This is a genomic window from Myxococcus sp. CA033 (assembly GCF_013336625.1).
Classification (GTDB): domain Bacteria; phylum Myxococcota; class Myxococcia; order Myxococcales; family Myxococcaceae; genus Myxococcus; species Myxococcus llanfairpwllgwyngyllgogerychwyrndrobwllllantysiliogogogochensis.
The window spans coordinates 184,104-208,990 of sequence record NZ_JABUMU010000011.1 but is presented as its reverse complement, the minus strand read 5'-3'; the positions used below and the strand labels follow the sequence as shown (position 1 = coordinate 208,990).

18 protein-coding genes and 1 riboswitch are annotated in these 24,887 nt (G+C 69.6%); of the genes, 11 read left to right on the top strand and 7 right to left on the bottom strand.

Annotated features, from left to right (window positions below; genetic code table 11):
• Nucleotides 1–160: 160 nt before the first annotated feature.
• From HUA78_RS25305 to thrA, 3 genes are read right to left on the bottom strand one after another with little or no spacing between them, the layout of a single operon-like run.
• Nucleotides 161–1,318 carry a PLP-dependent aspartate aminotransferase family protein gene (locus HUA78_RS25305; RefSeq protein ID WP_174477331.1) on the bottom strand — a complete coding sequence of 386 codons (1,158 nt, stop codon included), beginning with the start codon at nucleotides 1,316–1,318 and terminating at the stop codon, nucleotides 161–163.
• Nucleotides 1,230–2,357 carry a PLP-dependent aspartate aminotransferase family protein gene (locus HUA78_RS25300; protein WP_174465830.1) on the bottom strand — a complete coding sequence of 376 codons (1,128 nt, stop codon included), beginning with the start codon at nucleotides 2,355–2,357 and terminating at the stop codon, nucleotides 1,230–1,232. Before HUA78_RS25300 ends, HUA78_RS25305 begins: the two co-directional genes overlap by 89 nt.
• Before the next feature lie 31 nt (nucleotides 2,358–2,388).
• Nucleotides 2,389–4,890 carry a bifunctional aspartate kinase/homoserine dehydrogenase I gene (thrA, locus tag HUA78_RS25295; protein WP_174477330.1) on the bottom strand — a complete coding sequence of 834 codons (2,502 nt, stop codon included), beginning with the start codon at nucleotides 4,888–4,890 and terminating at the stop codon, nucleotides 2,389–2,391.
• A 303-nt stretch (nucleotides 4,891–5,193) separates the two neighbouring features.
• A riboswitch (SAM-I-IV-variant riboswitch) is annotated at nucleotides 5,194–5,314 on the bottom strand.
• A 68-nt stretch (nucleotides 5,315–5,382) separates the two neighbouring features.
• Between thrA and HUA78_RS25290 the strand changes: the two genes are divergently transcribed.
• The 11 genes from HUA78_RS25290 (at nucleotide 5,383) to HUA78_RS25240 (ending at nucleotide 20,114) form a co-directional block, all read left to right on the top strand.
• Nucleotides 5,383–6,054: a TIGR02269 family lipoprotein gene (locus HUA78_RS25290; RefSeq protein ID WP_174465828.1), complete on the top strand. Its 672-nt coding sequence runs from the start codon at nucleotides 5,383–5,385 to the stop codon at nucleotides 6,052–6,054.
• Nucleotides 6,051–6,773, top strand: a complete 723-nt coding sequence (locus tag HUA78_RS25285; RefSeq protein WP_371745660.1) for a double-CXXCG motif protein — start codon at nucleotides 6,051–6,053, stop codon at nucleotides 6,771–6,773. Before HUA78_RS25290 ends, HUA78_RS25285 begins: the two co-directional genes overlap by 4 nt.
• A gap of 146 nt (nucleotides 6,774–6,919) precedes the next feature.
• Nucleotides 6,920–8,164 (top strand): TolC family protein, encoded by a 1,245-nt coding sequence (locus tag HUA78_RS25280; RefSeq protein WP_217442585.1) that lies wholly within the window; start codon nucleotides 6,920–6,922, stop codon nucleotides 8,162–8,164.
• Between the two features lie 83 nt (nucleotides 8,165–8,247).
• Nucleotides 8,248–8,799: a hypothetical protein gene (locus HUA78_RS25275; protein WP_217442584.1), complete on the top strand. Its 552-nt coding sequence runs from the start codon at nucleotides 8,248–8,250 to the stop codon at nucleotides 8,797–8,799.
• On the top strand, nucleotides 8,796–9,983 hold the full coding sequence (locus HUA78_RS25270) for an efflux RND transporter periplasmic adaptor subunit (protein ID WP_174465825.1): 1,188 nt from the start codon (nucleotides 8,796–8,798) through the stop codon (nucleotides 9,981–9,983). The genes HUA78_RS25275 and HUA78_RS25270 overlap by 4 nt, the downstream gene beginning before the upstream one ends.
• The gene (locus HUA78_RS25265) at nucleotides 9,983–13,156 is read left to right on the top strand and encodes an efflux RND transporter permease subunit (RefSeq protein ID WP_174477326.1); all 3,174 of its coding nucleotides are present in this window, start codon (nucleotides 9,983–9,985) and stop codon (nucleotides 13,154–13,156) included. The genes HUA78_RS25270 and HUA78_RS25265 overlap by 1 nt, the downstream gene beginning before the upstream one ends.
• Nucleotides 13,157–13,203: 47 nt before the next feature.
• Nucleotides 13,204–14,511: a cupredoxin domain-containing protein gene (locus HUA78_RS25260; RefSeq protein ID WP_174477325.1), complete on the top strand. Its 1,308-nt coding sequence runs from the start codon at nucleotides 13,204–13,206 to the stop codon at nucleotides 14,509–14,511.
• Nucleotides 14,508–15,089: an RNA polymerase sigma factor gene (locus HUA78_RS25255; RefSeq protein ID WP_174454512.1), complete on the top strand. Its 582-nt coding sequence runs from the start codon at nucleotides 14,508–14,510 to the stop codon at nucleotides 15,087–15,089. Before HUA78_RS25260 ends, HUA78_RS25255 begins: the two co-directional genes overlap by 4 nt.
• Before the next feature lie 203 nt (nucleotides 15,090–15,292).
• Complete coding sequence (locus HUA78_RS25250) at nucleotides 15,293–16,276, top strand: GIY-YIG nuclease family protein (RefSeq protein WP_174477324.1); 984 nt, start codon at nucleotides 15,293–15,295, stop codon at nucleotides 16,274–16,276.
• 147 nt (nucleotides 16,277–16,423) lie between these two features.
• Nucleotides 16,424–18,913: a heavy metal translocating P-type ATPase gene (locus tag HUA78_RS25245; RefSeq protein ID WP_174454514.1), complete on the top strand. Its 2,490-nt coding sequence runs from the start codon at nucleotides 16,424–16,426 to the stop codon at nucleotides 18,911–18,913.
• Between the two features lie 109 nt (nucleotides 18,914–19,022).
• Nucleotides 19,023–20,114, top strand: a complete 1,092-nt coding sequence (locus HUA78_RS25240; RefSeq protein WP_141641733.1) for an aromatic ring-hydroxylating dioxygenase subunit alpha — start codon at nucleotides 19,023–19,025, stop codon at nucleotides 20,112–20,114.
• A 272-nt stretch (nucleotides 20,115–20,386) separates the two neighbouring features.
• Here HUA78_RS25240 and HUA78_RS25235 read toward each other — a convergent pair whose 3' ends face one another.
• The 4 genes from HUA78_RS25235 to HUA78_RS25220 all read right to left on the bottom strand — a co-directional run bounded on the left by HUA78_RS25235 (nucleotide 20,387) and on the right by HUA78_RS25220 (nucleotide 24,847).
• Entirely contained in the window at nucleotides 20,387–21,835 is a 1,449-nt protein-coding gene (locus HUA78_RS25235) for a multicopper oxidase family protein (RefSeq protein ID WP_254623881.1), read from the bottom strand.
• Nucleotides 21,832–23,328, bottom strand: coding sequence for a TolC family protein (locus HUA78_RS25230; protein ID WP_174477323.1), 1,497 nt, complete (start codon nucleotides 23,326–23,328; stop codon nucleotides 21,832–21,834). Before HUA78_RS25230 ends, HUA78_RS25235 begins: the two co-directional genes overlap by 4 nt.
• Nucleotides 23,325–23,693 carry a heavy metal-binding domain-containing protein gene (locus HUA78_RS25225; protein WP_174477282.1) on the bottom strand — a complete coding sequence of 123 codons (369 nt, stop codon included), beginning with the start codon at nucleotides 23,691–23,693 and terminating at the stop codon, nucleotides 23,325–23,327. The genes HUA78_RS25230 and HUA78_RS25225 overlap by 4 nt, the downstream gene beginning before the upstream one ends.
• Nucleotides 23,694–24,019: 326 nt before the next feature.
• Nucleotides 24,020–24,847 carry an N-acetylmuramoyl-L-alanine amidase gene (locus HUA78_RS25220; RefSeq protein ID WP_174454517.1) on the bottom strand — a complete coding sequence of 276 codons (828 nt, stop codon included), beginning with the start codon at nucleotides 24,845–24,847 and terminating at the stop codon, nucleotides 24,020–24,022.
• Nucleotides 24,848–24,887: the final 40 nt, after the last annotated feature.

Below are 24,887 nucleotides of genomic sequence, written 5' to 3'. Positions count from 1 at the left end.
CACGCCTGCGCGCGAAAGACGCTCAGTACGCTCGAACGGACGGACCCGTCGTGACGCGGCAACACATGCCGCGACAACAGGACCCGAACGGAGCGACGAAGCAGAGCATCGGCTTCAGGACGTAACCAATCCGCCGGAGACTGTCAACCCGACCTCCCTTTCACGCGGCCTCCTTCAAGGCCCGGCCCAGCGCGAGCGCGAGGTCCGCTTGCAGGTCCTCCAGGTCCTCCAGACCCACGGAGAAGCGGATGAGGCTGTCGGTGATTCCCCGTCGCTCGCGCTCGGCGGCGGGCACGGAGGCATGCGAGTGCCTCGCCGGCACGGTGATGATGCTCTCCACCGCGCCCAGCGACACGCCGAGCAGCGGCAGCCGAAGCGAGTCCACGAAGGTCGCCGCCATCGAGTCGTGGGCGAGTCGGAAGGACACCACCGCGCCGGTGCCTGGATAGAAGACCTCTCGAATCTCCGGCCTGCCTCCGAGCCAGCGAGCGAGCGCCCCCGCCGTGCGCACCTGCCGCTCCATGCGGACCTGCAGCGTCTTGATGCCGCGCTGGAGCAGGAAGCAGTCCTGCGGGCCCAACACCGCGCCCACCGCGTTCTGGAGGAAGTAGACCTCCTTCGCCAGCTCCGGCGTCCGCACCGCCACGGTGCCCGCGATGATGTCGCTGTGTCCGCCCAGGTACTTGGTGGCGGAGTGGATGACGATGTCCGCGCCCTCGGTGAGCGGACGCGAGAGGTAGGGGGACAGGAAGGTGTTGTCCACGATGAGCAGCGCGCCATACGTCCGCGCGAGGATGGACATGGCGGTGACGTCGGTGCGGCGCAGGAAGGGATTGCTCACCGTCTCGACGAGGAGCCCCTTGGTGCTGGGGCGGAACGCGGCGCGCACCGCGTCCGTGTCCGAGGTGTCCACGAAGGTGGCCTTGAGTCCAAAGCGGCTGAACACCCGGGTGAGCACGCGGTACGTGCCGCCGTAACAGTCGTCGGTGACGACCAGGTGGTCCCCCGCGCTGAAGAGCATCAGCACCGTGGACAGCGCGGCCATGCCGGAGCCGAAGGCGAACGCCCCGGCGCCCTCGTCCAGACTCGCGAGCACGCCCTCCAGCGCCTTGCGCGTGGGGTTGCCGGAGCGCGCGTAGTCGAACTCGCCGGAGTGCTCCAGACCCGGCTGGTCGAACATGGAGACCTGGTAGATGGGCACCGCGGCGGCGCCCGTCACCGGGTCGACTTCATGACCCGTGTGCAGCAGTCGCGTGGCGAAGTTCGACGGGCTGGGAGCGCCCTTCGAGCGCCTGGGCCAAATCGGAGATGATGTCATGGCAGTCCTCGATACCCACGGAGAGGCGAAGCAGTCGGTCGGTGATGCCAAGCTGTTCCCTGCGCGCGACGGGGATGTCGGCGTGGGTCTGCGTGGCGGGGAAGGTGATGAGCGTCTCGACGCCGCCCAGGGACTCGGCGAAGAGGCAGATGCGCACGGCGGCGAGCACCTGGGGCACCAGGGCCGCGTCGGTGACGTCGAAGGAGAGCATCCCGCCCGTGCCGGGGTAGTAGACGCGCTCGACCTGGGGGTGGCTCGACAGGAAGGCGGCCACCTCGCGAGCGTTGGACTGGTGGCGCTCCATGCGCAGCGCGAGCGTCTTGAGCCCGCGAATCACGAGGTAGGAGTCCTGCGGCCCGAGGATGGCGCCGATGCCGTTCTGGACGAAGGCGAGCCGTTCGCCCACCGCCGCGTCCTTCACCACGAGCGCTCCGGCGACGACGTCGTTGTGTCCGGCCAGATACTTCGTCGCGCTGTGGACGACGATGTCCGCGCCCAGCTCCAGCGGGCGCTGGAGGAACGGTGTGTTGAAGGTGTTGTCCACGATGAGGAGCGCGCCCGCCTTCCGGGCGATGTCCGCGAGCGCGGACAGGTCCGCCGTCTTCATCAGCGGGTTGGTGGGCGACTCCACCAGCAGGGCCTTGGTGTTGGGACGCAGCGCCGCGCGCACCGCGTCCAGCCGCGTGGTGTCCACGAAGGTGTGGGGGATGTGGAGCAGCTTGTCCACCAGCCGGAACGTTCCGCCGTAGAGGTCCTCGGTGAGGACCAGGTGGTCCTCGGGGCCGAGGAGCTGGAGCGCGCAGTGCAGCGCGGCCATGCCGGAGGAGAAGGCGAGGCCCCGGTTGCCGCCTTCGAGGCCCGCGAGCGCGTCTTCGAGCGCGGCGCGGGTGGGGTTCTTCGTGCGCGAGTAGTCGTACCCGGTGGACTGCCCGAGCGCGGGGTGTTGGTAGGTGGCGGAATGGTAGATGGGCACCGCGACCGCGCCGGTGGTCGGGTCTCTGCGCGTGCCGGCGTGGACGAGGGCTGTGGCGAGTTTCATGAGGTGGCTCCTGTTTCCGGGTGGACGAGGCTCAGCGGCCTCGAAGCGTCTGGGAGACGCGGAGAATATCCGCGAGCACACCCGACGCCGTGACAGCGCCGCCCGCGCCCGCGCCGCGCACGGTGAGGGGGAACTCGCTGTGTCGCGTGGTGGTGAAGGAGACGAAGGACTCGGAGCCGCGCAGGTCCGCGGCGGGCTGGCCCGCTTCGACGGCGGTGAGTCCCACGCGGATGACGGGCGCGTCGGTGCCCAGCCGCGTCGGGTCGATGCGCGCCAGGTAGCGCAGCACCGTGCCGGACTGTCGGCAGCGCTCCACCTTCTGTGTGTACTCCGCGTCGAGTGCGCGGAGGCTTCGCAGATAGGACTCGGGGGAATCGCCCGCGTCCGAGGGCTCCGGGACGAAGGGCTCCAGGGCGACGTCGGAGAGTGACAGCGACAGGCCCAGCTCCCTGGCGAGGATGAGCGCCTTGCGTGCCACGTCCGCGCCGGACAGGTCCTCGCGCGGGTCCGACTCGGTGAAGCCGCGCTCGCGGGCCGTGCGGACGGCCGTGGACAGAGGGACGCCGGCAGTCAGCTCGTTGCAGATGAAGCCCACGCTGCCGGAGAGGGACGCGGTGATGAGGCGCACGGTGTCGCCGGTGCGCACCAGGTTGGCGAGCGTGTCGATGACGGGGAGGCTGGAGGCCACCGTCGTCTCGTAGTGGTACGCGACGTGGTGACGGCGCGCCTCGGCGAGCAGGGCCTCGCGCTCGTTCCAGGGCAGGGCGAGCGGTTTCTTGTTGGCGGCCACGACGTGGATGCTCCGACGGAACGCCTCCGTGTAGAGCGAGGCCACGTCGCCGTCCGCCGTGCAGTCGACGAGGATGGGCACGGGCAGCCGGCGCAGCTCGTCCAGCAGCGGCGCCAGTGCGCGCGTGCCAGGCTCACCTCGGACGACGCGAGCGAGCTGCTCCTCGATTCCGTCCAGGGCGAGGCCGGCCGGGTCGAACAGGGTGTGTCGGCTGTCGGCGATTCCGACGACGCGCAGCGCGATGCCGTGACGCTGGCGGAGCTGTTCCTGCTGGGCGCGAAGCTGTGCGAGGAGCTGACCTCCCACGGTGCCCTTGCCGAGCAGGAAGAGGCTGACCTGTTGATGGGCGAGGTTGAAGGCGGCGTGGGTCGTACGCACCGCGATGGCGGTGTCCTCCGCGTCCACCACGCAGGAGATGGAGCGCGAGCTGGCGCCTTGTGCGCTGGCTCGCACGCCGACGCCCACCGCGCCCAGGGCGCTGAAGAAGCGGCCGGCCACGTTGACGCCGTGGCCCATCGCCTCGGCCACCAGGGTGACGAGTGTCACCGGCTCGCGGACGCCGAGCGGCTCCACCTCACGGCGGGCCAGCTCCTGCGCGAGCTCTGCTTCCAGGGCGTTGCGGGCGCGCTGCGCATCGGGTCGGGGGACGACGAGGGCGATGGACTGGCCGTTGGCGGACTGGGCGGTCATCCACACCGTGACGCGGGCGGCGCGCAGCGCGGAGAGGGCGCGCTCGCCGAGCTGGAACTGGTCGGAGAGCTTGCGCACCTCGATTCCCAGCAGGGCCAGGTCCTCGCGCGTGGCGATGCACGTGGGGCGCTGCCCGTCGCGCGAGCCGATGGCGTCGATGAGCGTGCCCGGGTGGTCCGGGTGCATGGTGTTGCGGATGCGCAGGGAGATGCCGGCCTCGATGAGGGGAATCATCGTGCGCGGGTGCAGCATGCGGACGCCGACGGCGGCCAGCTCCAGGCCCTCGCCATGGGTGAGGTGCGCCACGGGGTACGCGTCGCTGACGAGGTCCGGGTCGGCGGTGTGCAGCCCGAGCACGTCGGTCCACACGGTGACTTCAGAGGCTCCCAGCCCCTGCGCCACCAGGGCCGCCGTGTAGTCGGAGCCGTTGCGGCCCAGCGTGGTGGTGCGTCCGTCCAGCGTCGCGGCGATGAAGCCGGGGATGACGGGGACGGTGGTGCCCCACTCGGCGGTGGCTGACTGGAGTCGCTCGCGGGTCCGGGCCACATCCACGCGCGCGGTGCCGAAGGTGTCGTCCGTCACGAGCAGCAGGCGGGCGTCGCGAAAGTGAGCTTCGGTGCCCGCGGCCCTTAGCAGCTCGGCGAGGAGGGTGGCGGAGATGAGCTCACCGAAGGAGAGGACCTTGTCCTTGGAAGGCGGGGAGCACTCGCGGGTGAGGGAGATGCCCTGGAGGAGTTGCTGGAGTGGGGCGAGGAGCTGGTCGACGCGCGCGGCGAGCGTGGTGGACTGCGCGGGGTGGAGCGCGGCGGCGTTCGTCTTGGCGAGGTGGGCGATGCGGGCCACCACGGTGAGTGAGCCCTCCAGCTCGCCTCGGGTGGCGAGGTCCGCGGCCTCCAGGAGCCAGTCGGTGGTGTCGCCCATCGCGGAGACGACGACGGCGAGCGGGCCCGTGCGGGAGTGTTTGCCAATCAGCTCGATGACCTGGCGCAGCCGGCGGGGTGAGCCCACGGAGGAGCCGCCGAACTTCATCACCCGAAAGGAGTTGCTGCTCATCTGCGAACCTCGAACGAGGGCCGTGGCCCTGAAGACATGAGAGGGCGCGAGGCCGCGCTGTCGACACACGTCGAGCGAGCGCGGCGCCTGGGCGCCGACGGACGAAGGAAGGAAAGGGAATGGGAGCGGAGTGGGAGCGCTAGCCGGCGTGTAGCGGCCCGCGCATTCGCGGGACGGTGACGTGGCGGGCGCGGCGCATTCGAGCGCTCTCGCGGCGGGGGCGCTGCGTGGCGCGAGGGGATGCGGCGGAGGTGGATGGAACCACGGAGGTCCTCTCTCACCGAAGCTGAGGAGTTGCCTCGCTTCGGACGCTTGGTTTGCCCGTGGAGCACCTGCTCCCTGAGCCGCATCGTTTGGACACCTTGGAGGTCCGTCTCCAGGTTGTCGGGCCACCGCCGAAGCGGTACCGCTCTTGATGCTGCACGCGAGATAAACGGGATGCGGGGCCTTGTCAATCCCTCACACCGCGACTGCGGCTAGGTTTCGCCAGATATGCCGCTCATTCGCGACTCATTGTGGTTGCTGGTTGCCGCGCACTTGCTGGCTTGCTCCACCGCGCAGCACGTTCCTGACCCTCATGAGGTGGGTGGGACGGAAGTGGAGTGTTCCGCTCCGAGTTTGGACCGGTGTGTCACGCTCCTGTGCCTGGGGGACATGTGCGGTTTCTATCGGTGTGAGGATGTGGCCAGCGACGTCGAACTCGCGCGCTTTCCTCCGTCACGTCCGCCAGCGGCGGCAGCGGCTCCCGGGATGGGGCCTCGACGGAACTGGGGCGGTGCCCAGCAACTCCCCAAGGGCGCCGTCATGGTCTTCCCGAATTGGAATGGTGCCCCCGAACGCGTCATCCCACCGTCCCATCAGCTCCCTCGGGGCCGGTTCGAGAAACACCACATATTCCCCCAGGCGGAAGATCTGGCGCGGTGGTTCGAGCGCCAGGGTCTCAAGATTCACGACTACACCATGCCCATTCCTCGAGACCTCCACAGAAGGATTCACGAAGGAGGACCCTCGGGAGGAGCTTGGAACAACGCCTGGCGGGAGTTCATCCGGAGCAACGACGATGCGCGGCCCGAGGAGATCTTCAAGCACGCAGGGGAGCTCATCTATCGATTCCAGCTCATGGGAGGTCCCATTCAGCCCTACCATTCCAGGCCGGGAGCGTGATGCGCGTCTTCGAACTCAGGTGGGACAAGTCACTCTGGCCTCGCTTTAACGGAGGCCTCAACGCCGCGCACAGGTGGGGGCTTCCTGGCGCGCACTGCACGATGTGTGGTGCGACCTGGAGTTCCTCGGGACACCAGTATCCGGCGGTCGACCTGTCCGGACTGCCAGACCAGGACGAGTTCTTGAAGGCCCGGCCCGAACCCTTCCCTGAGTTCGCACGTCTCCGAGAACGAGTGAGGCCGCTGGCACCGTCGACCGCGACGTTGCCTCCTGGAACGGCATTCGGCCCGCTGGTGGGGACTGCTTCCGGCAGGTTCGCAGCCTTCGCCTGGTTGGGCGACAGCTTGCTGCTGGTTCGTAGTGAAGTGCTGGAGCAGCTTCAAGCGGAGGGCGTGCGCGGACTCGTGGACTGCCGAACAGAGCTTCGCTTCCGTCAACAAGAACCCCTAGCGTTGCTGGAGCTTCAGATCGAACCACGCGGACGGCTGCACCCGGATTGTCTTCCTCCGGATTTGCCTCCGCCGTGTTCGACTTGCGGACGGGTCGGGCTCCGGCTGCCAGAGGAGCCCATCCTCGACGCCGCGACCTTGCCCCTGGACCGTGACCTCTTCAGGGTGGGCGACTTCGCCACGGTGATTGTGGGAACCGAGCGGTTCATGGAGGCGGTGCATCGGTTGGCCTTGGAAGGAATCTCCTTTCGCGAGCTGCCGACGCGCTGAGCAGGTCGCCCCACTGGGAGCGCTGGTCGCTCGGGCCCATCACAGTGTGATGGACATGGTCACACTTGGTGCGGCCTCACTTGTGCCCAACTTGTTGGAATCCTTGGCCTTCGGGTTGGGTACGCGACTTGCGTTGGGACGTGGACATGTTGCTCGTGCCCGCTGCCCTGTCGCTCGTGCTGGCTGCCTCGCCCCTGGAGGCGTGGCCGCTGGCGCGCGTGGCGTCGGAGGCCGTGGCTCGAAGTCCCGAGGTCGCGGCGGCACGCGCCGAGGAAGAAGGTGCCGAGGGAACTCGCGCGGCGGACGGCCGCTGGCTTCGAAACAATCCCTCCCTCGAGGTCGCGGTCGTCAGTGATGCCCTCACGGGCGCACAAGGTGAGCAGCGCACGGAAGTCGTGCTGAGCCAGATGCTGGAGGTCGCCGGACAGCGCGGCCTGAGACTGGACCGCGCGAGGTCTGCTCAAGAGGCGGCGCGTGCGCGGCGTCAGGCCGCGATGCTGAGTGCTTCGTCGGGCGCGGTGGATGCGGCGGTGGAGTTGGAGCGGCGCGAAGCTCGCTCCTCGCTGGCTCGCGAGGCGCTGGAGCTGACCCGGGAGATGGAGACCGCCACGGTGCGCCGCTTCGCCGCGGGTGACGTGTCGGAGCTGGAACGCAATGCCGCGACCTTGGAGCGAGCCCGCGCGGAGGCTCGGGTCGCACAGGCCCACGCGGAGGCGCAGGCGGCTCGCGTCGAGCTGAATCGGAGACTGGGACGTCCGGCGGACGCGCCGCTCGCGGTCTCCCTCCTTGGCTCGGCGACGGATGCCTTGCCGTCGGAGCTGACGGGCGAACAGCCGACCCTGGTGGCCGCGCGCGCGGAGGTGACGGCGGCGGGCTCCGAGGTGGACCTGCTGCGCCGCGAGCGCATCCCCAATCCCACGCTGTCCCTGGGCTACGAGCGTGAGCGTCGGCCGGAAGCCCACGGTGCCCTCACGGACCTGCACACCGAACACCTGCTCATCGCCCGACTGTCGGTGCCGCTGCCGTTGTGGGACCGCAACCAGGGCGAGCTGGCGCAGGCTCGGGCTCGACACAAGGTGCGTGAGTCGGAGCGCATCGCGCGAACGCGTGAGGTGGAGTCAGAGCAGGCCGTGGCACGCACGACGTTCGAGTCCGCGCGAGCCGCGCACACGGCCTTGATGTCGGTACGTCCTTCGGTGGACCGAAATCTGGAATTGGTGCGTCGAGCCTACGAGGCGGGGCAACTGGGACTGGACGCGTTGTTGCTCGCCAGGGACAGGTCCTTCGCCGCCTCGGCGGACGCGGTGGATGCGGCGGCGGCGCTGGCACGTGCGCGCACGGCCTTGCTGCGCTCGGTGGGACGGATGCCTACGGGCGAGGTGCCGGAATGAGGACCGATGAACGGCTCGGGTTCGCGACCCAGATGCGGCGAGAAGCAGGGACGAGCCTCTCTGCTTCCGCACGAGGTGTCGCGATGAGGGCAACGCGGTGGTGGGTGTTGATGGCCTGCATGTCGCTGCCAGCCCTGGCGCATGAGGGCGCGGCCCACGGAGACACCGCCACCGCGTCCGTGCCGGGTGAGGCCTGGCATGTCCTCTCCGCCACGGGAGAGGTGTTCGAGGTGGTGCTGAAGCACCCGGAGTATTCAGAAGCCGCGAAGACGCCCGTGCGCCTGTGGGTCGCGGACGTGGAGACGAACGCGCCGGTGAGCAGCGCCCATCTGGAACTCACCCTCACCGGGTCGACCGTGCAGACGCTGGCGCCGAAGCTGGAGTCCCCCGGCGTCTACGTGGCCGACGCGGAGCTTCTGCCCGGAGCGGAGCTGGCGGCGGTGGTCACCGTGACTCGTGGCAACGACCTGGACGTGCTGGCGCTGGGGACGGTGCATCTGTCCTCGGAACACGACGCCACCGATGCCGGCCCTGGCTTGCGCAGGCCCCTGGGCTGGAGTGCCACGGGTGGCATCGTCCTGTTGCTGGTGGCGGGTGCGTGGTGGATGAACCGACACAAGAAGGTGCGGCCATGAGCGGGTCTGCTGTCTCCCTCACTGCTCGTGGGATGCTGTCGCTCACGCTGCTGCTCACCAGTCCCCTCGTCCTGGCGCACGCCGGTGAGCAACACGGGAAGCCCGCGGCGGCTCAGCAGCCCATCGTCGCTGGCACCGCCTTCACCGTGCCGAAGGAAACACAGTTCCTGCTGGAAGTCCGGACGCAGCGAGCGGCGGTGCGCTCCCTGGAGTCGCGGCTGGTGACCCCGGGGAAAGTGGTGCCGCGCACGGACCGCTTCGCTCAGGTGTCCGCGCCCGTGTCGGGAAGGGTGCTCGCCGCGAATGGCACCGTGCCGCTCGTGGGCCAGCGCGTGAAGCGCGGTGAGGTGCTCGCGCTGGTGCAGCAGAGCCTGTCCACATCGGAGTCCACGGGGCTGTCGACCAGTCACTTCCAGGCCGAAGCGGAGGCCGTACGCGCGCAGGCGGCCCTGGAGCAGGCCCGTCGGGATTTGACGCGCCTGGAGTCCCTTCAGGGCGTGGTGGCGGAGAAGGAAGTCCAACAGGCGCGGCTCGCGGTGAACACCGCCGAACAGGAGTGGAGCCGAGCGAAGTCCGCGCGAGACGTGCTCGCGGGCGCACGACAGGGGCAGGGCACCGCGCGCTTCTCGCTCGTCTCGCCCATCGACGGAGTGCTGGTGGAGGCCCGTGCATCCGTGGGCGAGCAGGTGGACCCGTCCCGCGCCCTCTTCGCGGTGTTGGACTCTTCCGTCCTCTGGGTGGAGGCGCGGGTGTTCGAAGGAGACGTGGCGCGCGCGGAGGGCACCACGGGCGCGCTGGTGACCACGCCCGCCTACGCGGGCCAGCACTTCCCCGCGCGGCCCTACCACGTGGGGCAGATGGTGGACGAGTCGACGCGCAGCGTGCGCGTGCTGTTCGAGGTCGACAACCGCGACGGTCGATTGCGGCCGGGCATGTTCGTGGATGTGGCCCTCGGAGAAGGGGGCCAGAAGGACGCGCTGGCGGTGCCGAAGGACGCGGTGGTGGAGGAGGAAGGGCGGACCTTCGTCTTCGTCCACACCGCGCCAGAGGCCTTCGAGCTGAGGCCCGTGGTGCTGGGTGGCAGTGACGGTGCGTGGCGCGCCGTGCTCAAGGGCTTGCAGGCCGGTGAGCGGGTCGTGGTGACCGGGGTGGCGGCGTTGAGGTTGGCCAGGGGAGGGCGGTAGTGCTCGACCACGTCATCCTGTTCTCGCTGCGCCACCGCCTGTTCGTCGTGCTGGCGGCCGTGGCGGTGCTGCTCTATGGCGGCTGGGCCGTCACGCGTCTGCCCGTGGACGTGTTCCCGGACCTCAACCGTCCCACCGTGACGGTGATGACCGAAGCGGGCGGCCTGTCTCCCGAAGAGGTGGAGACCCTCATCACCACGCCCATCGAGACGGCGATGAACGGCGCGCCGGGCGTGCAGCGCGTGCGCTCGTCCTCGGGCGTGGGTCTGTCCATCGTCTACGTGGAGTTTGATTGGGGCACGGACATCTACCTGGACCGACAGCTCGTCTCCGAGCGCCTCCAGGTGGCGAGCGAGCGACTGCCGCGCGACGTGGCGCCCCACCTGACGCCCGTGTCCTCCATCATGGGAGAAATCCTGCTGCTCGGCGTGCAGAGCGAGGAAGGCCGCACGTCACCGCTGGAGCTGCGCTCCCTGGCGGACTGGGTGCTGCGTCAGCGGCTCCTCACCATTCCGGGCATCGCGCAGGTGACGGTGCTGGGCGGCGGGGTGAAGCAGTTCCAGGTGCGCGTGGCACCGGAGAAGCTGCTGGCATTCGGTCTCACCTTCGAGGACGTGGAGCGCGCGGCGGGACTCTCGCAGGGCAACACCACGGGCGGCTTCGTGGACCAGGGTGGGCGTGAGTACCTGGTCCGCAACCTCGCGCGCAGCGCCTCCGTGGAGGACCTGCGCGGGACGGTGGTGGCGGTGCGCGAGGGCGTGCCCGTGCGACTCTCCCAGGTCGCGGAAGTGGACGTGGGCCCCGCGGTGAAACGCGGTGATGGCGGAATGAATGGGCGGCCCGCGGTCATCCTCGCCGTGCAGAAGCAGCCCGGCGCGAGCACCCTGGCGCTCACGGAGCAGGTGGACGCGGCGGTGAAGGACCTCCGGCTCACGCTGCCCGACGACGTGCGGGTGGAGACTCTCTTCCGACAGGCGGACTTCATTCAAGCCGCTGTCGGCAACGTGGTGGAGGCGCTGCGAGACGGCGCGCTCCTCGTCGTAGTCGTTCTGTTCCTCTTCCTCGTCAACCTGCGCACCACGGCGATAACGCTCACCGCGATTCCGCTGTCGTTCGTCATCACCGCGCTGGTGATGAAGGCCTTTGGCCTGTCCATCAACACGCTGACGCTCGGCGGACTGGCCGTGGCCGTGGGCGAGCTGGTGGACGACGCCATCGTCGACGTGGAGAACGTCTATCGACGCCTGCGGGAGAACCGCGCGAAGGACACGCCGGAGCCCGCGCTCCGGGTCATCTACCGCGCCTCCGCCGAGGTGCGAGGCTCCATCGTCTTCGCCACCCTCATCGTGGTCCTGGTGTTCCTCCCGTTGTTCGCCCTGGGTGGCATCGAGGGACGACTCTTCGCGCCGCTCGGCGTGGCCTATGTGGTGTCCATCCTGGCCTCGCTGCTCGTGTCGCTCACCGTGACACCGGCGATGTGCGCGTACCTGTTGCCCCGTGGCCGCTTGCTGGAGCATGGCGACGGCGCGCTGGTGCGGTGGTTGAAGGCGCGGGCGCGGCGAGTGCTCGACGTGGCCCTGGGCCACCCGAAGCCCGTGCTGGTGGGCGCGACGCTGCTGGTGCTCGCCGCCGTGGCGGTGGTGCCCTTCCTGGGCCGCTCCTTCCTGCCGCCGTTCAACGAGGGCACCGCGACGGTGAATGTCCTGGCGCCTCCGGGCACCTCGTTGGAGGAGTCCAACCGCTTCGGGTTGCTCGCCGAGCGGCTCATCGCCTCCGTGCCGGAAGTGAAGACGGTGGGGCGACGCACGGGCCGCGCCGAGCAGGACGAGCACGCGGAGGGCGTGCACTACTCGGAGCTGGATGTGGACTTCAAGGAAGGGGGCCGGCCTCGCGACGTGGTGCTGGCCGACCTCCGCGAGCGACTGGCGGTGCTGCCCGGCCTCTCCGTGTCCGTGGGGCAGCCCATCTCCCACCGCCTGGACCATCTGCTGTCGGGCATCCGCGCGCAGGTGGCGGTGAAGCTCTTCGGCCAGGACCTGGATGCGCTGCGGAGCAAGGCGGAAGAGGTCCGCGCGGTCATGGCCCAGGTGCCCGGCGTCGTGGACCTTCAGGTGGAACAGCAGACGTTGATTCCCCAGCTCCAGGTGCGCCTGAAGCGCGAGGAGTCGGCGCGGCTGGGCGTGCAGCCGGGGGCCATGGCGGAGCAGCTCGAGAAGGCGTTCAACGGCGTGGTGGTGGGGCAGGTGCTGGAGGGACAGCGCACCTTCAACGTGCTGGTGCGGTACGAGGAACGCGCGCGCGTGGACGCGGAGGCTTTTCGCCGGGCGCTGGTCGACACGCCGTCCGGCGCGCGCGTGCCCGTGGCCGCGATCGCCGACGTGGTGGAGTCACGGGGCCCCAATGTCATCCACCATGACCACCTCCAGCGGCGCGTGGTCATCATGGCCAACGTGGCCGGGCGTGATTTGGGCAGCGCCGTGGAAGAGGTCCGCGAGCGCGTGGCCGCGAGTGTGACGCTTCCGACCGGGACCTTCCTCTCCTACGAGGGGCAGTTCGAGAGCCAGCAGTCCGCCACGCGGCTCATCGCCTTGCTGTCGCTGCTGTCGCTCGCGGGCATGTTCCTGGTGCTGTACGCCCACTTCCGCTCGGTGCGACTGGTGGCGCAGGTGATGCTCAACATCCCGCTCGCGTTGGTGGGCAGCGTGACGGCGGTGGTGCTCACCGGCCAACCGCTGTCGGTGGCGACGCTGGTGGGCTTCGTCACCCTGTGCGGCATCGCCAGTCGGAACACCATCATGCTCATCTCGCACTACCTCCACCTCGTGGAGCAGGAGGGCGAGGTGTTCAGTCGCGAGCTGGTGCTGCGCGGTTCGCTGGAGCGACTGGTGCCGGTGTTGATGACGGCGCTCACGGCGGGACTGGCCCTGGTGCCGTTGGCGCTCGCCTCGGGGGCGCCGGGCAAGGAAATCCTGCACCCGGTGGCGACCGTCATCCTCGGCGGGCTCATCAGCTCCACGCTGCTGGACCTGCTCGTCACCCCGGCTGTGTTCTACCGCTTCGGGCGTCCGGCCCTGGAGCGTTACCTGGCGCGCAAGGCCGCGGCGCGCGCCGAAGATGACCTGACGCTCCCCGGGCCGAAGCCCGAGGGAGAGCGACTCGCGAGCACGGGCTGATGACCGGGCCTCGCGTGGCATTGGATTGAGGAGACAGGGTGCGTTCGATGGGACAGAGAATCATCGCGGTGTTCGCGGCGGCGGGGCTGGTGGTCGGATGCAGCAAGAAGGAAGCGCCCGCGCCCGAGCCCACGCCGACCGAGGTGGCCCACTCCGCGCGGCAGCCCCACGCCCACGCGGCGCCTCACGGTGGGCAGGTGGAGTCCACGCCCCGAGGGCACCTGGAGCTGGTGACCACGCGTGGCGGTGGCTATCGCGTGTACCTGCTGGACGACGCGCTGGTACTTCGTCCGGTGGCGGGTGCCACGGGCTCCGTGAAGGTGGCGAAGGGGGGCTATCCGAATGTCGTGCTGACGCCTTCGGGAGACCACCTGTCGGGCCAGGGGCCGGAGCACGCCGATGACCACCTGGCCATGGTGGTGACGGTGGTGCGGGACGGGAAGCCGGAGGTGGCTCGCTTCGCCGCGCACCTGGAGGCCCAGGGGCATGGCGGTGGAATCGTGGGGACGCTCCGCCTGGCTCCGTGCCCGACGCCACCCGCCGAGGGACTGAGCGCCGAGGCCTGCGCGAAGCAGGGCGGCGTGTACTCGCTGGAGAAGGAGGGGGGCGCCACGGCCCTCGTACTCGCCTCGCCGGGACAGGACGTGAAGACCTTGCTGGGGGCTCGCGTGGGCCAGCGCGTCCACGTGAAGGGCACGGAGGCCGAGGGACGCGTGGTGGCCGAGGCCGTGGCCCTGGAGCATGACCACACTCCGTTCCATGGCGGTGTCGTGGCCATGAGCGGAGACACGCATCTGGAAGTGGTGTCCCTGCGGTCCGGCGAGGTGCGGGTGTGGGTGACGGATGCCTTCCGCCAGCCGCTCCCCCTGGCGGGCCGCAAGGGAACGGTGGAGGTGGGCGGTGTGTCCGCGCCGCTCGTGCCCGAGGGGGGAGGGACCTTCCTGACGGGAACGCTCCCCGCGGCGGACGCCGAGCGCGAAGTGACGGTGCGCCTGCCCCTGCCCGAAGACCCCGAGTACTTCATCGGCTTCCTGCTGACGCCCATGGACGCGCCGAAGCCGTCCTCGAAGTCCCCGGAGTCGAAGGGCGACGCGGTGCAGGAGGTGACGATTACCGTGCAGGGTGGCTACCAGCCGAGCGAGGTCACGCTGAAGCAGGGTGTGCCCGCGCGGCTGCGCTTCGTGCGCAAGGACTCCGGTGGGTGCGGTGACGAGCTGCTCATCCCCGACCTCGGCATCCAGCGTCCCCTGCCTGGTTTGTCGGAGACCGTGGTGAGCTTCACGCCGGACAAGGTCGGCGCGTTCCCTTTCACCTGCGGCATGCAGATGATGAAGGGCATGCTGGTGGTTCAATGAGTGAGACCGGACATACGGGCGTCGAGGCGACACGGGAGGACGGCGACGCGGTGACACGCGCGCTGGTGGAGAACCATCGCCAGTTCCTGGCCTTCGTGGAGCGCCGCGTGGGCAATCGCGCGACGGCCGAGGAAATTCTCCAGGCCGCCTTCGTGAAGTCACTGGAGAAGGGCGAGACGTTGCCGGAGCCCGAGGGCGCGGTGACGTGGTTCTACCGGCTCCTGCGCAACGCCCTGGTGGACCACCGCCGTCATCAGCAGGTGGAAGGGCGTGCCCTGGCGCGCGAGGCCCGCGAAGCCGAGGAGCCCTCCGAAGACCCCGAGCTGAAGCAGACCGTCTGTGCCTGTGTGGGAGCGCTCCTGCCCACCCTCAAGCCGGAGTACGCGGAGCTGGTGCGCAAGGTAGACCTGGAGGAGCGCGCCGTGCCCGACGTGGCGCGCGAGGCCGGCATCACTCCGAACAACGCGGGCGTGCGACTGCATCGGGCGAGGCAGGCCCTCAAGAAGCAACTGGAGCGGAGCTGCGGCTCCTGCGCGGCGCATGGCTGCCTGGACTGTTCGTGCAAGGCACGCTCCTGAGCAGGCGGTGGGCGGGGCGCTCGCGGCGCGAGAGAAAGCCCTTGCCGAAGTTCCGCCCCCGCCGTTAACTCTTCACAGAGGTGCCGAGGGGCGCCTTCCCGAAAAGACGACGTCACCCTCGTTTCTCCCGGCAGGCCCACAGTTTCCGATGAGTTCCTTCCACGGCCCGTGACACGGGTGGGGCCGCCAACGAGGGACTTTTCATGGGAACCGTCTCACCCGCCGCCGAGCTCCTCTCCCTCCACGAGTGCAAGGTCCGCGCTTCGCTCCTGCTCAAGGAGCTGGGCTCGACAGACTCGGCGCGAGCGACGCGGGCCGCCGAGCGACTGCGGGCGCTGCCTGTCTTCGCGGGACTGCCGCTGGGCGAGGTGCTCGCGCGTCGGGAGTCGGTGCAGCGCAAGCACGTGCTTGCCGTCATCGCTCGGGAGCAGGGGTACGCCACCTGGAGCGAGCTGAAGCACGCGCTGGAGGCTCGGGACGCGCCTCGGGTCGACTTCGAGCGGCTCCTGGAGCGCGTGGGCCCCCACTTCCTCAACCACTGGTTCGCCACGTACGAAGACGCCGTCGCCTCGCTGCGTGTCTCGGGAGGTCATCTCTTCCCCTTCCGTGAGCAGTTCTTCATCTGCCAGTCCGCGGTGTTGACCGCGCTGGGCCTGGACCCTTCCGACGTCGACTGGAAGCTGGCGGGGCCCAACTGGCTGGAGCCGCTGGATGCGCAGGCGCATGCGCGACTGGAGCAACGCCTGCTGAAGCTGTGCGGCGATGACGCCGCCGAAACACTGTCCCCCCCTCACCCAAGGAAGTCCGCCATGTCGTCCACGGATTCGAGCCGAGCGCGACGCTCGGACCTGAAGCGCGAGTACAAGGAGAAGCCCCCACCGATGGGCGTGTATGCGGTCCGCAATCGCGCCAACGGGAGGGTGCTGGTGGGCTCGAGCCTCAATGTCACCGGCATGCTCAATCGCATCCGCTTCGAGCTGACCAGCGGGATGCCTCGCATCCCCGCGCTCCTGGAGGATTGGAGGCGCGACGGCGCGGACAGCTTCTCCTTCGAGGTGCTCGACGTGCTGGAGCCTCCCAAGGAGCCCGGCGTGGACCTGAAGGCGGAGCTCCAGGTGCTGGAGAACCTCTGGCTGGAGCGCCTGAAGCCCTACGGGGACGCGGGCTACAACGAGCCTCCGAAGTGAGCCAGGGAGCGCTCGGCGGCCCCCTGGCCCGGCGCTGATTCGCCGTCGGTGGACACCTGGGCCACTCGGGGTGCGCATTCTTTCGAAAAGTCACCTGTAAGAGCTGGCCGGGTATCTCGTTGGCCTGGGTGAAAGGAGAGACGCACCATGAACCGCCACTCCCACCCGGGCTCGCATCATCACTCGCATCCGACGCCCCCTCTGCCTCCAGGCGAGGGGACTCACGTGGTCGACCCTGTCTGCGGGATGAAGGTGGACCCCCTGGCTCCCAAGGGCGGCAGCCTGGAGCACGAGGGGCACACCTTCTCCTTCTGCAATCCGAAGTGCCGGGAGCGTTTCCGCGCGGACCCGGCGCGTTTCCTCGCGCCTCCCGCCGAGAAGCAGGAGGAGCCGCCCGCCGCGCCGGGGACGATGTACGTGTGCCCGATGGACCCGGAGGTGCGTCAGGACCACCCGGGGGCCTGCCCGAAGTGCGGCATGGCGTTGGAGCCGGAGACGCTCTCCGTCCCGGAGACGCGCGTCGAATACGTGTGCCCCATGCACCCGGAGGTGGTGCGAGACGGGCCGGGGAGCTGCCCCATCTGCGGCATGGCGCTGGAGCCTCGCACCGTGCTGCCCGAGGACGTTCCGGACCCTGAGCTGAAGTCCATGTGGCTGCGCTTCCGTGTCGGCATGGGCCTCACGGTGCCGCTGCTGGTGCTGGCGATGTCGGACATGATTCCGGGCCAGCCCGTGCAGCACGCGGTGCCGGCCTCGGTGCTGGCCTGGGCGCAGCTCGTGCTGGCCACGCCCGTGGTGCTGTGGGGCGGCTGGCCCTTCTTCCAGCGCGGCTGGACGTCGGTGCGCAACCGGCACCTCAACATGTTCACGCTCATCGCCCTGGGGACGGGCGCGGCGTATGCCTTCAGCGTCTTCGCCACGCTCTTCCCGCATGTGTTGCCGGAAGGGCTGCGCACGGGACATGGCGGCACGGCGCCCCTCTACTTCGAGGCCGCCGCCGTCATCATCACCCTGGTGGCCCTGGGGCAGGTGTTGGAGCTGCGGGCGCGCCACGCGACGTCGGGTGCGCTGCGCTCGCTCCTGAGCCTCGCGCCGCCGGTGGCTCGGCGGATGCGTGACGACGGGCATGAAGAAGACGTGCCGCTGGCGCACGTGCATCCAGGGGACCGGCTGCGGGTGCGGCCGGGCGAGAAGGTGCCCGTGGATGGTGAGGTGCTCGAGGGCGCCAGCGCGGTGGACGAGTCGATGGTGACGGGCGAGTCGCTCCCGGTGGAGAAGTCCTCGGGCGCGAAGGTGACGGGCGGCACCGTGAATGGGACGGGCTCGCTGGTGATGCGGGCCGAGCGGGTGGGGAAGGACACGCTGCTGTCGCGCATCGTCCAGCGGGTGAGCGAGGCGCAGCGCACCCGCGCGCCGATTCAGCGACTGGCGGACAAGGTGGCCGCGGTCTTCGTGCCGGTGGTCATCGTGGTGGCGGTGGTGACGGCGGTGGTGTGGGGCGTGTGGGGGCCGGAGCCTCGGCTGGCGCATGCGCTGGTCAACGCGGTGGCGGTGCTCATCATCGCGTGCCCGTGCGCGCTGGGTCTGGCCACGCCCATGTCCATCATGGTGGCCACGGGGCGGGGCGCGCAGGCGGGGGTGCTCATCCGTGACGCCGCCGCGCTGGAGCGTCTGGAGGCGGTGGACACGCTGGTGGTGGACAAGACGGGAACGCTCACCGAGGGCAAGCCGCGCCTCGTGTCCGTGATTCCCTCGGAGGGCTTCGACGAGGCGACGCTGTTGCGGTTGGCCGCCAGCCTGGAGCGTGGCAGCGAGCACCCGCTGGCGGAGGCGATTGTGTCCGGCGCGAAGGAGCGCGGCGCGGTGCTGACGGCGGTGGAGGACTTCCGCTCGGACACCGGTAAGGGCGTGGTGGGGCGGGTGGATGGCGTGGAGGTGGCGCTGGGCAATGCGGCGTTGATGACGGCGCGCGGGGTGGAGGCCACGGACCTGACGGCCCGCGCGGAGGCGCTGCGAGGGGAGGGCCAGACGGTGGTGCTGGTGGCGGTGTCGGGGCGCGTGGCGGGGCTGCTCGGCGTGGAGGACCCGGTGAAGGAGTCGACGCCGGAGGCGCTGGCGCTGCTGCGTCAGGAGGGGCTGCGGGTGGTGATGTTGACGGGGGACAGCCGCACCACGGCGGAGGCGGTGGCTCGCCGGCTGGGAATCTCCGAGGTCATCGCGGGGGTGTTGCCGGAGGGGAAGGGGGACGTGGTGAAGCGGCTTCAGAAGGAGGGCCGCGTGGTGGGCATGGCGGGGGACGGGGTCAACGATGCGCCGGCGTTGGCCCAGGCGGATGTGGGCATCGCCATGGGGACGGGCACGGACATCGCGATGGAGAGCGCGGGTGTCACCCTGGTGAAGGGAGACTTGAGGGGCATCGTCCGGGCGCGGCGGCTGAGCCAGGGCTCACTGCGCAACATCCGGCAGAACCTCTTCTTCGCCTTCATCTACAACCTGCTGGGGGTGCCCCTGGCGGCGGGGGTGCTGTACCCCTTCTTCGGTCTGCTCCTGAGCCCCATCTTCGCCAGCGCGGCGATGAGCCTGTCCTCGGTGTCCGTCATCGTCAACGCCCTCCGGCTGCGGCGGCTGAAGCTGTAGGCGGAAGGGGGGCCTCCCGTGTGGGTGCCGACTGCTCGGCCCCTGGCGGGAGGCCCGGGCGCTCACGGGAAGGCGTGCACTGGCCGTGCGCGCCATTAGACTGCGTCTCATGAGCTCCCGCGAGGAGGCGCGCACCCCAGGTGCGGCCGCCGGTCACGTCTCCGTCGTTCACCTGCCGAATGCCTGGTTCATCCTCTGTGCGTCGCGAGAGCTGGGCGACAAGCCGCTGGCGCGCACGCTTCAGGGTACGCCGCTCGTCCTGTTCCGGGGCGAGGGCGGCAAGCCCGGCGCGTTGATGGACCGCTGCCCTCACCGCAACGTGCCCCTGTCGCTGGGGCGGGTGAAGGAGGGGCAGCTCCAGTGCGGCTACCACGGCTGGCGCTTCGACACGGGTGGGCAGTGCCGCGCCATTCCGGGCTTCCTCGGCGAGCCCGAGGCCCGTACTCGCTGCGCGACGTCCTATGCGACGCGTGAGCAGGATGGCTTCGTCTGGGTGTACTCCACGCCGGGCGTGGAGCCGACGACGGAGCCGTTCCGTTTCCCACTGCTGGACGCGCGCGACTACACCACGGTGAGGCGCGTGCTGCGTGCGCCGGGCTCGCTGCATGCGACGCTGGAGAACACGCTCGACGTGCCGCACACGGCCTACCTGCACGGGGGCCTGTTCCGCACGGAGGAGAAGCGCAACGAGATTGACGTGGTGGTGCGCCGGAGCGCGGACCGGGTGGAGGCCGAGTACATCGGTGAGCCTCGTCCCAGTGGAGTCGTGGGTCGGCTGTTGGCCCCGGGTGGCGGCGTGGTGCAGCACTTCGACCGCTTCCTGATGCCGTCCATCGCGCAGGTGGAGTACCGCATCGGCGAGGGCAGCCACATCATCGTGACCTCGGCGATGACGCCCGTGGCGGACTGGGACACGCTGGTCTACGCGGTGGTGACGTTCCGACTGCCGCTGCCGCGCTGGCTGCTTCGCGCGGTGCTGCCGGTGGCCATGCCCGTGGCGCTCCACATCTTCAGCCAGGACGCGCGCATCCTCCGGACGCAGACAGAGAGCATCCGCCGCTTCGGCACGGAGACGTATGCGTCCACCGAGATTGACGTGCTCGGGCCCGGCATCCTCCGATTGCTGCGCGCCGCGGAGCGCGAGAAGCCCGGCGCGGTCGGTGATGCCGTGCATGAGACCCGACTGAAGATGCGGACTTGAGGCTGGGCGTCAGCGGGAGGCTTGGCGCGGTGCACGAGTCTCGGCTGAGGATGCGGACCTGTGCGACTGCCCGTCGCCAACCGTGAGAAGCCCGGTACGATCCGCGACGCCGTGCATGGGACGCGACTGAAGCTGCGGAAGTGCGTGGCTTCATGCGGGCCAGGCCCGAACTCGCGGCCAGGCTCAGGTGTGTCGTCAGTCTGATAGGCGCTTTGGTGCGAGGGTTCGCCCAGCCAGTACGAGCCTCGAGCTGGGCGAACCACTGTTGTTGCTCAGCCCTGCCCGAGTCCCGCCGGTGACGCGGGCAGGGCCTTGGGTGGCGCATTCACGTCGATGCCGTCCTGGCGCAGTTCCTCCGTGTTCGCCGCCACCGCCAGCGTGCCGGGCGGGTTGTCGTACCAACCCGGGTCTCCATCGCCGGCAAGCCGCTCGCGCACCTTGAGCACGGTGAACATGCCTCCCATGGTGATGACGTCGTGCTTGCCCCGCGCTCCGCTCATGGGGATGGAGTTGGCGGGCACCGGCATGCCCATCTCCGCCATGTCGCCCATGCCCGTCTGCCCCATGGTCATGTAGCCCGGCAGCAACGTGCGCACCTTCGCGTCGAGCCCACCCGGCTTCACGCCGATGAGGTTGGGCAGGTCATGGCCCATCTGGTTCATCAGGTGGTGTGTCATGTGGCAATGCATAGCCCAGTCGCCGGGCGCATCGGCCACGAACTCGACGGTGCGCGTGCTGCCCACCGGGACGAGCACCGTGGTCTCCGGCCACTGCGCGGACTCGGGGATGCGTCCCGCGTCCGTCTCCGTGATTCGGAAGTGGTAGCCGTGCAGGTGGATGGGGTGATGGTCCATCGCGCTCAGGTTGCCCAGGCGGATGCGCACCCGCTCGCCCTGTCGCACCACCAGCGGCTCCGTGCCGGGGAACGCCTTCGCGTTGAACGTGAGCAGGTTGAAGTCCGTCATCTCGTTCGGGTCCGGCCGGCTCGCACCCGGGTCCACGCGCCACTCGTGCAGCATGAGCGCGAAGTCGCGGTCCACGCGCGGGCCCACGGGCCGACGCGGGTGCATGATGAACAACCCCACCATGCCGAGCGCCATCTGCGTCATCTCGTCATGGTGCGAGTGATACATGCCCGTGCCGGACTGGCGGATGGTGAACTCGTAGCGGAACGTCTCTCCCGGGGCGATGGACTTCTGGTTGAGCCCACCCACGCCGTCCATGCCGTTGGGCAACAGCAGGCCATGCCAGTGCACGGTGGTGGGCGCGGGCAGTCGGTTGGTGACGTAGAAGCGGACGCGGTCGCCTTCCACGACTTCGATGGTGGGCCCGTGCACCTGGCCGTTGTAGCCCCAGCAGTGGACCTTCAGCCCGGGAGCCAGCTCGTGTTCGACCTCCTCGGCCACCATGTGGAAGACCTTCACGCCGTCCACGACCTTCCACGGCAACTTCGAGCCGTTCGGCACGATGACGGGGCGATAGTCCCGGTTCGGCATTCCCGGAGCCAGCCAGTCCCGCCGGCCCGCGCGCGGAGCGGGGGGACGTGGCGCGACTTGCGCCTGCGCGACACCGCCTCGGAGCAGCAACGCACCACCCGCGAGCGTTGCGCCGGCCGTCGCCAGCATGCCTCGTCGGGTCATCGCGCCCGGAGCGGTCGTCGCCTCCGTCGTGTCCTCCGCATCCTGCGCGCGGAGAGAGGAATCAGGGGAGAGGGGATTCATGGAGTCGCTCCGTGGCCGTGTGCGGGGGGATGACCGTTTCCAGAAGGGGGTTCAGTGGGAGGCGAGGACTCAGGAGGGGTCGCCGCCGGCGGACGCTCGGATGCCGGGGGCGTGGCGTCGCTCGGTGCTCCCTGCCGCGAGGCCGTGCCGGGCAGACTGCCGCCGACGAGTTGCTCCAGCTCCGCGCGGGCCATCCAATAGTCGCGGACGGTCTCGATGAAGGTGCGGTACGCCTCGACCTGGGACTGCTTCGCGTCGAGCAACGCATACAGGCCAATCTGCATCGCGTTGTATTGGAGCTGGGACTGCTCGACGACCTTCTCGCGCAGGGGCAGGACGACGCGCTGGTAGCGCTCGGTGACGCCTCGGAGCGTGAGCAGGCGGGCCCTCGCGGCGCGAACTTCCGAGCGCGCGTTGATGGACAGCTCCGCGAGACGACGCTCGCCCTGGCGATGCTGTGCCTCCAGCCGGGCGATGAGTGCCTGTCGCTGGTCGAAGATGGGCAGCTCCAGCGTGAGCGTGGGCCCGAAGAGTCGCGGACCGTTCGCGTCCCGGTGCGTGTGGAGACCCACGTCGACGCGGCCGAAGAAGCGCGTGCTGCGCGCCAGCTCCAGCGCGTTCCACAGGAGCTCCGACTGCTTGCGCGCGGCGTCGATGTCGAGCCGCTGCCGGATGGCGAGCGACTCCAACCGCTCCAACGATGCCTCCTCCGGGGGCGGTGCGGGGAGCTTCTCGGAGATGGCCCACTGGGTGCGCGGCCCCCACAGACCCAAGAGGCGGTTGAGCCGCTCCCGGTCTTCCACCAGGGTCAGCTCCTCGCGCGCCAGCTCCAGGCGGGCCTCCTCGGAGGCGGCCTGCTCCGTGACCAGCTCCAGGTCGGTGATGTTGCCCGCGCCGTGTTGGAGCGTGGCCAGCTCGGCGGCGGCCTCGGTGGCCTGGAGGACCATGCGGCGCAGCTCCACGAGCTGCTGCCGCGCCTGGACCTCGCTGAACAGCTTGCGCACCTCCGCGGCGGTGGAGAGCGCTTCGTGCGCGACGCGCAGCGTGTCCGCCATGAACTGCTCCTGGGCCACGCGCTTGCGCAGCGGCAGGGTGAACAGCTCCACGAAGCCCTGCACCAGCGAGAACTCCGTCTCGCTGACACCGTCGTTGGAGAGCGGGAAGCCGATGCTCGCATCGAACGTCGGGTTGCTGAGCAGGCCCGCCTGCACCATGTCGGCCTGGGAGATGCCCAGGTCTTCATAGGTGGATTGCAGGGCGGGATTGTTGAGGAGGGCCACCTCCACCGCGTGGTCGGAGGTGAGGTCGCCCTTCAACAGTCCGTCGAGGTGCCGCGACACTTCCGCGTCCTCGGGCGTGCCCTGGTTCCACCGCGTCTTGCGGCCGATGCGCTCCTCGACGAGCGTGGCGACCTCCGCGTGGCCTTTCTCCTTCTGGATGGAAGCGCAGCCGCCCGCGAACAGCAGCGCGCAGGCGAGGGTGAGCAGTCTCACGGATGGGCTCCGTGTCCTTCATGACCGGGCGCGGGCTTCTTGGCCGGCGCGGTGTCGTCGGGCTTCACGGGCGTCAGCTTCATTCCGCACTTGGGGCAGGTGCCGCCCGGCTTGTCGGACTGGACCTCGGGGTGCATCGGGCACGCGTAGACGGTGGTGCCTGCGTCCTCCTTGGCGGGCTTGGACGCGTCGGAGTGCTGCGGTCGGGAAGGTGGCGTCGCGGCGAGCGCGGTGGGCAGCGAGGCGAGCGGGGACTCGGGCGCATCGGGGCTCGACGGGTCCACGGCGGGAGCGAGCCTCTTGGGCTCGGAAGCACAGGCGGCGAGCGTGATGAGGCTCGCGAGGACACAGAGGAAGGAACGCATGGAAGACCTCGAAGTGGCGCGACGCGGCGGCGCCAGGAATCGCAGCGGTGTTGAGCAAGCTCCAGGCCACGAGGACCGGAGACACAACTCCGCGGACTGACGACGCACGAGAGGCCAGGGAACGCAGGTCCGCGCGGTCCCGGTGTAACCGGGGTCATCACACTGTGATGGCCGCAACCGTGCCTGGTTGTTCACCGGCGCACTTCATGCGGCGCGCGCTTCCGGGGAACAGGCGGGACACCTGCCCGTTTCAAACACGAAGCGCGGGGAGCGTCCCGAAAGGACCCTCGACCCGCGCCTCACCACACCTGCTTCACCGCGTCAGCTCAGGAGATGCCCTTGCGCAGCCGCGACCAGTCGAAGTTGGGGGCCGGGTCGTTCTTGCGGCCCTTGGGCACCGCCACGTCCGCGTGGCCGACGATGTTCTTCATCGGCACGTCGTACTTCTCCTTCAGGTGGCTGGTCAGCTGGGTGAGCGCCTTGTACTGCGCCTCCGTGAAGGGCGTCTTGCCGCTGCCGTCGTTGACGATTTCGATGCCGATGGAGCGCGCGTTGACGTCCGTGGGAACGCCATGCAGCTCGCTCTTGCCCGCGTGCCACGCGCGCTTGTCGTCACCCACGAGCTGATAAATCTTCCCGTCGCGGTCCACCATGTAGTGCGCGGACACGCCACTCTTCGGGTTGCGCATCCACGACAGGTCCGCCTTGCCGTCGTTGGACGCGGTGTGGTGCATGACGATGGTGTCGATGTCCGCGCCGTTGCGGCTGTCGGAGTTGGGCGAGGGCGCGCTGATGACCGCCGGCTTGGTGCCCGGCGTCGTGGGCGTCGTCGGAGTCGTGGGCGTGCCCGCCAGCGCCTTCTTCAGCGCCGCCTGCGTCTGCTCGCCGTAGTAGCCGGTGGTGGGCAGCTTCTTGTCGCCCTGGAACTTCTTCACCGCCGCTTCGGTCTGCGCGCCAAAGGTCCCCGGGCCCGTGTTCACCTGGGCCTTGGTCAGGTAGCCCAGCTTCAACAGCGCGTCCTGGAGCTGTTTTACCTTCGGGCCTGAGTCACCCTTGCGAAGTCCCGCCGGAGGCGCGGTGACGGTCGTCGCCGCCGCTGAAGCCTTGGTGGAGGTGGTACGGGTCGCGGTGGCGGAAGGAAGGCGAACGCTCATGAGAGGCCCCGACGTGTGGAATAGGGGAAAAACACGGGAT

What these genes read in the sequence shown, in the direction of transcription:
- HUA78_RS25280 (WP_217442585.1), top strand. Translation starts at nt 6,920, where the DNA reads ATGTTGCTCGTGCCCGCTGCCCTGTCGCTCGTGCTGGCTGCCTCGCCC.
- HUA78_RS25250 (WP_174477324.1), top strand. Translation starts at nt 15,293, where the DNA reads ATGGGAACCGTCTCACCCGCCGCCGAGCTCCTCTCCCTCCACGAGTGC.
- HUA78_RS25275 (WP_217442584.1), top strand. Translation starts at nt 8,248, where the DNA reads ATGAGGGCAACGCGGTGGTGGGTGTTGATGGCCTGCATGTCGCTGCCA.
- HUA78_RS25290 (WP_174465828.1), top strand. Translation starts at nt 5,383, where the DNA reads ATGCCGCTCATTCGCGACTCATTGTGGTTGCTGGTTGCCGCGCACTTG.
- HUA78_RS25245 (WP_174454514.1), top strand. Translation starts at nt 16,424, where the DNA reads ATGAACCGCCACTCCCACCCGGGCTCGCATCATCACTCGCATCCGACG.
- HUA78_RS25220 (WP_174454517.1), bottom strand. Translation starts at nt 24,847, where the DNA reads ATGAGCGTTCGCCTTCCTTCCGCCACCGCGACCCGTACCACCTCCACC.
- HUA78_RS25240 (WP_141641733.1), top strand. Translation starts at nt 19,023, where the DNA reads ATGAGCTCCCGCGAGGAGGCGCGCACCCCAGGTGCGGCCGCCGGTCAC.
- HUA78_RS25225 (WP_174477282.1), bottom strand. Translation starts at nt 23,693, where the DNA reads ATGCGTTCCTTCCTCTGTGTCCTCGCGAGCCTCATCACGCTCGCCGCC.
- HUA78_RS25300 (WP_174465830.1), bottom strand. Translation starts at nt 2,357, where the DNA reads ATGAAACTCGCCACAGCCCTCGTCCACGCCGGCACGCGCAGAGACCCG.
- thrA (WP_174477330.1), bottom strand. Translation starts at nt 4,890, where the DNA reads ATGAGCAGCAACTCCTTTCGGGTGATGAAGTTCGGCGGCTCCTCCGTG.
- HUA78_RS25260 (WP_174477325.1), top strand. Translation starts at nt 13,204, where the DNA reads ATGGGACAGAGAATCATCGCGGTGTTCGCGGCGGCGGGGCTGGTGGTC.
- HUA78_RS25255 (WP_174454512.1), top strand. Translation starts at nt 14,508, where the DNA reads ATGAGTGAGACCGGACATACGGGCGTCGAGGCGACACGGGAGGACGGC.
- HUA78_RS25235 (WP_254623881.1), bottom strand. Translation starts at nt 21,835, where the DNA reads ATGAATCCCCTCTCCCCTGATTCCTCTCTCCGCGCGCAGGATGCGGAG.
- HUA78_RS25270 (WP_174465825.1), top strand. Translation starts at nt 8,796, where the DNA reads ATGAGCGGGTCTGCTGTCTCCCTCACTGCTCGTGGGATGCTGTCGCTC.
- HUA78_RS25305 (WP_174477331.1), bottom strand. Translation starts at nt 1,318, where the DNA reads ATGACATCATCTCCGATTTGGCCCAGGCGCTCGAAGGGCGCTCCCAGC.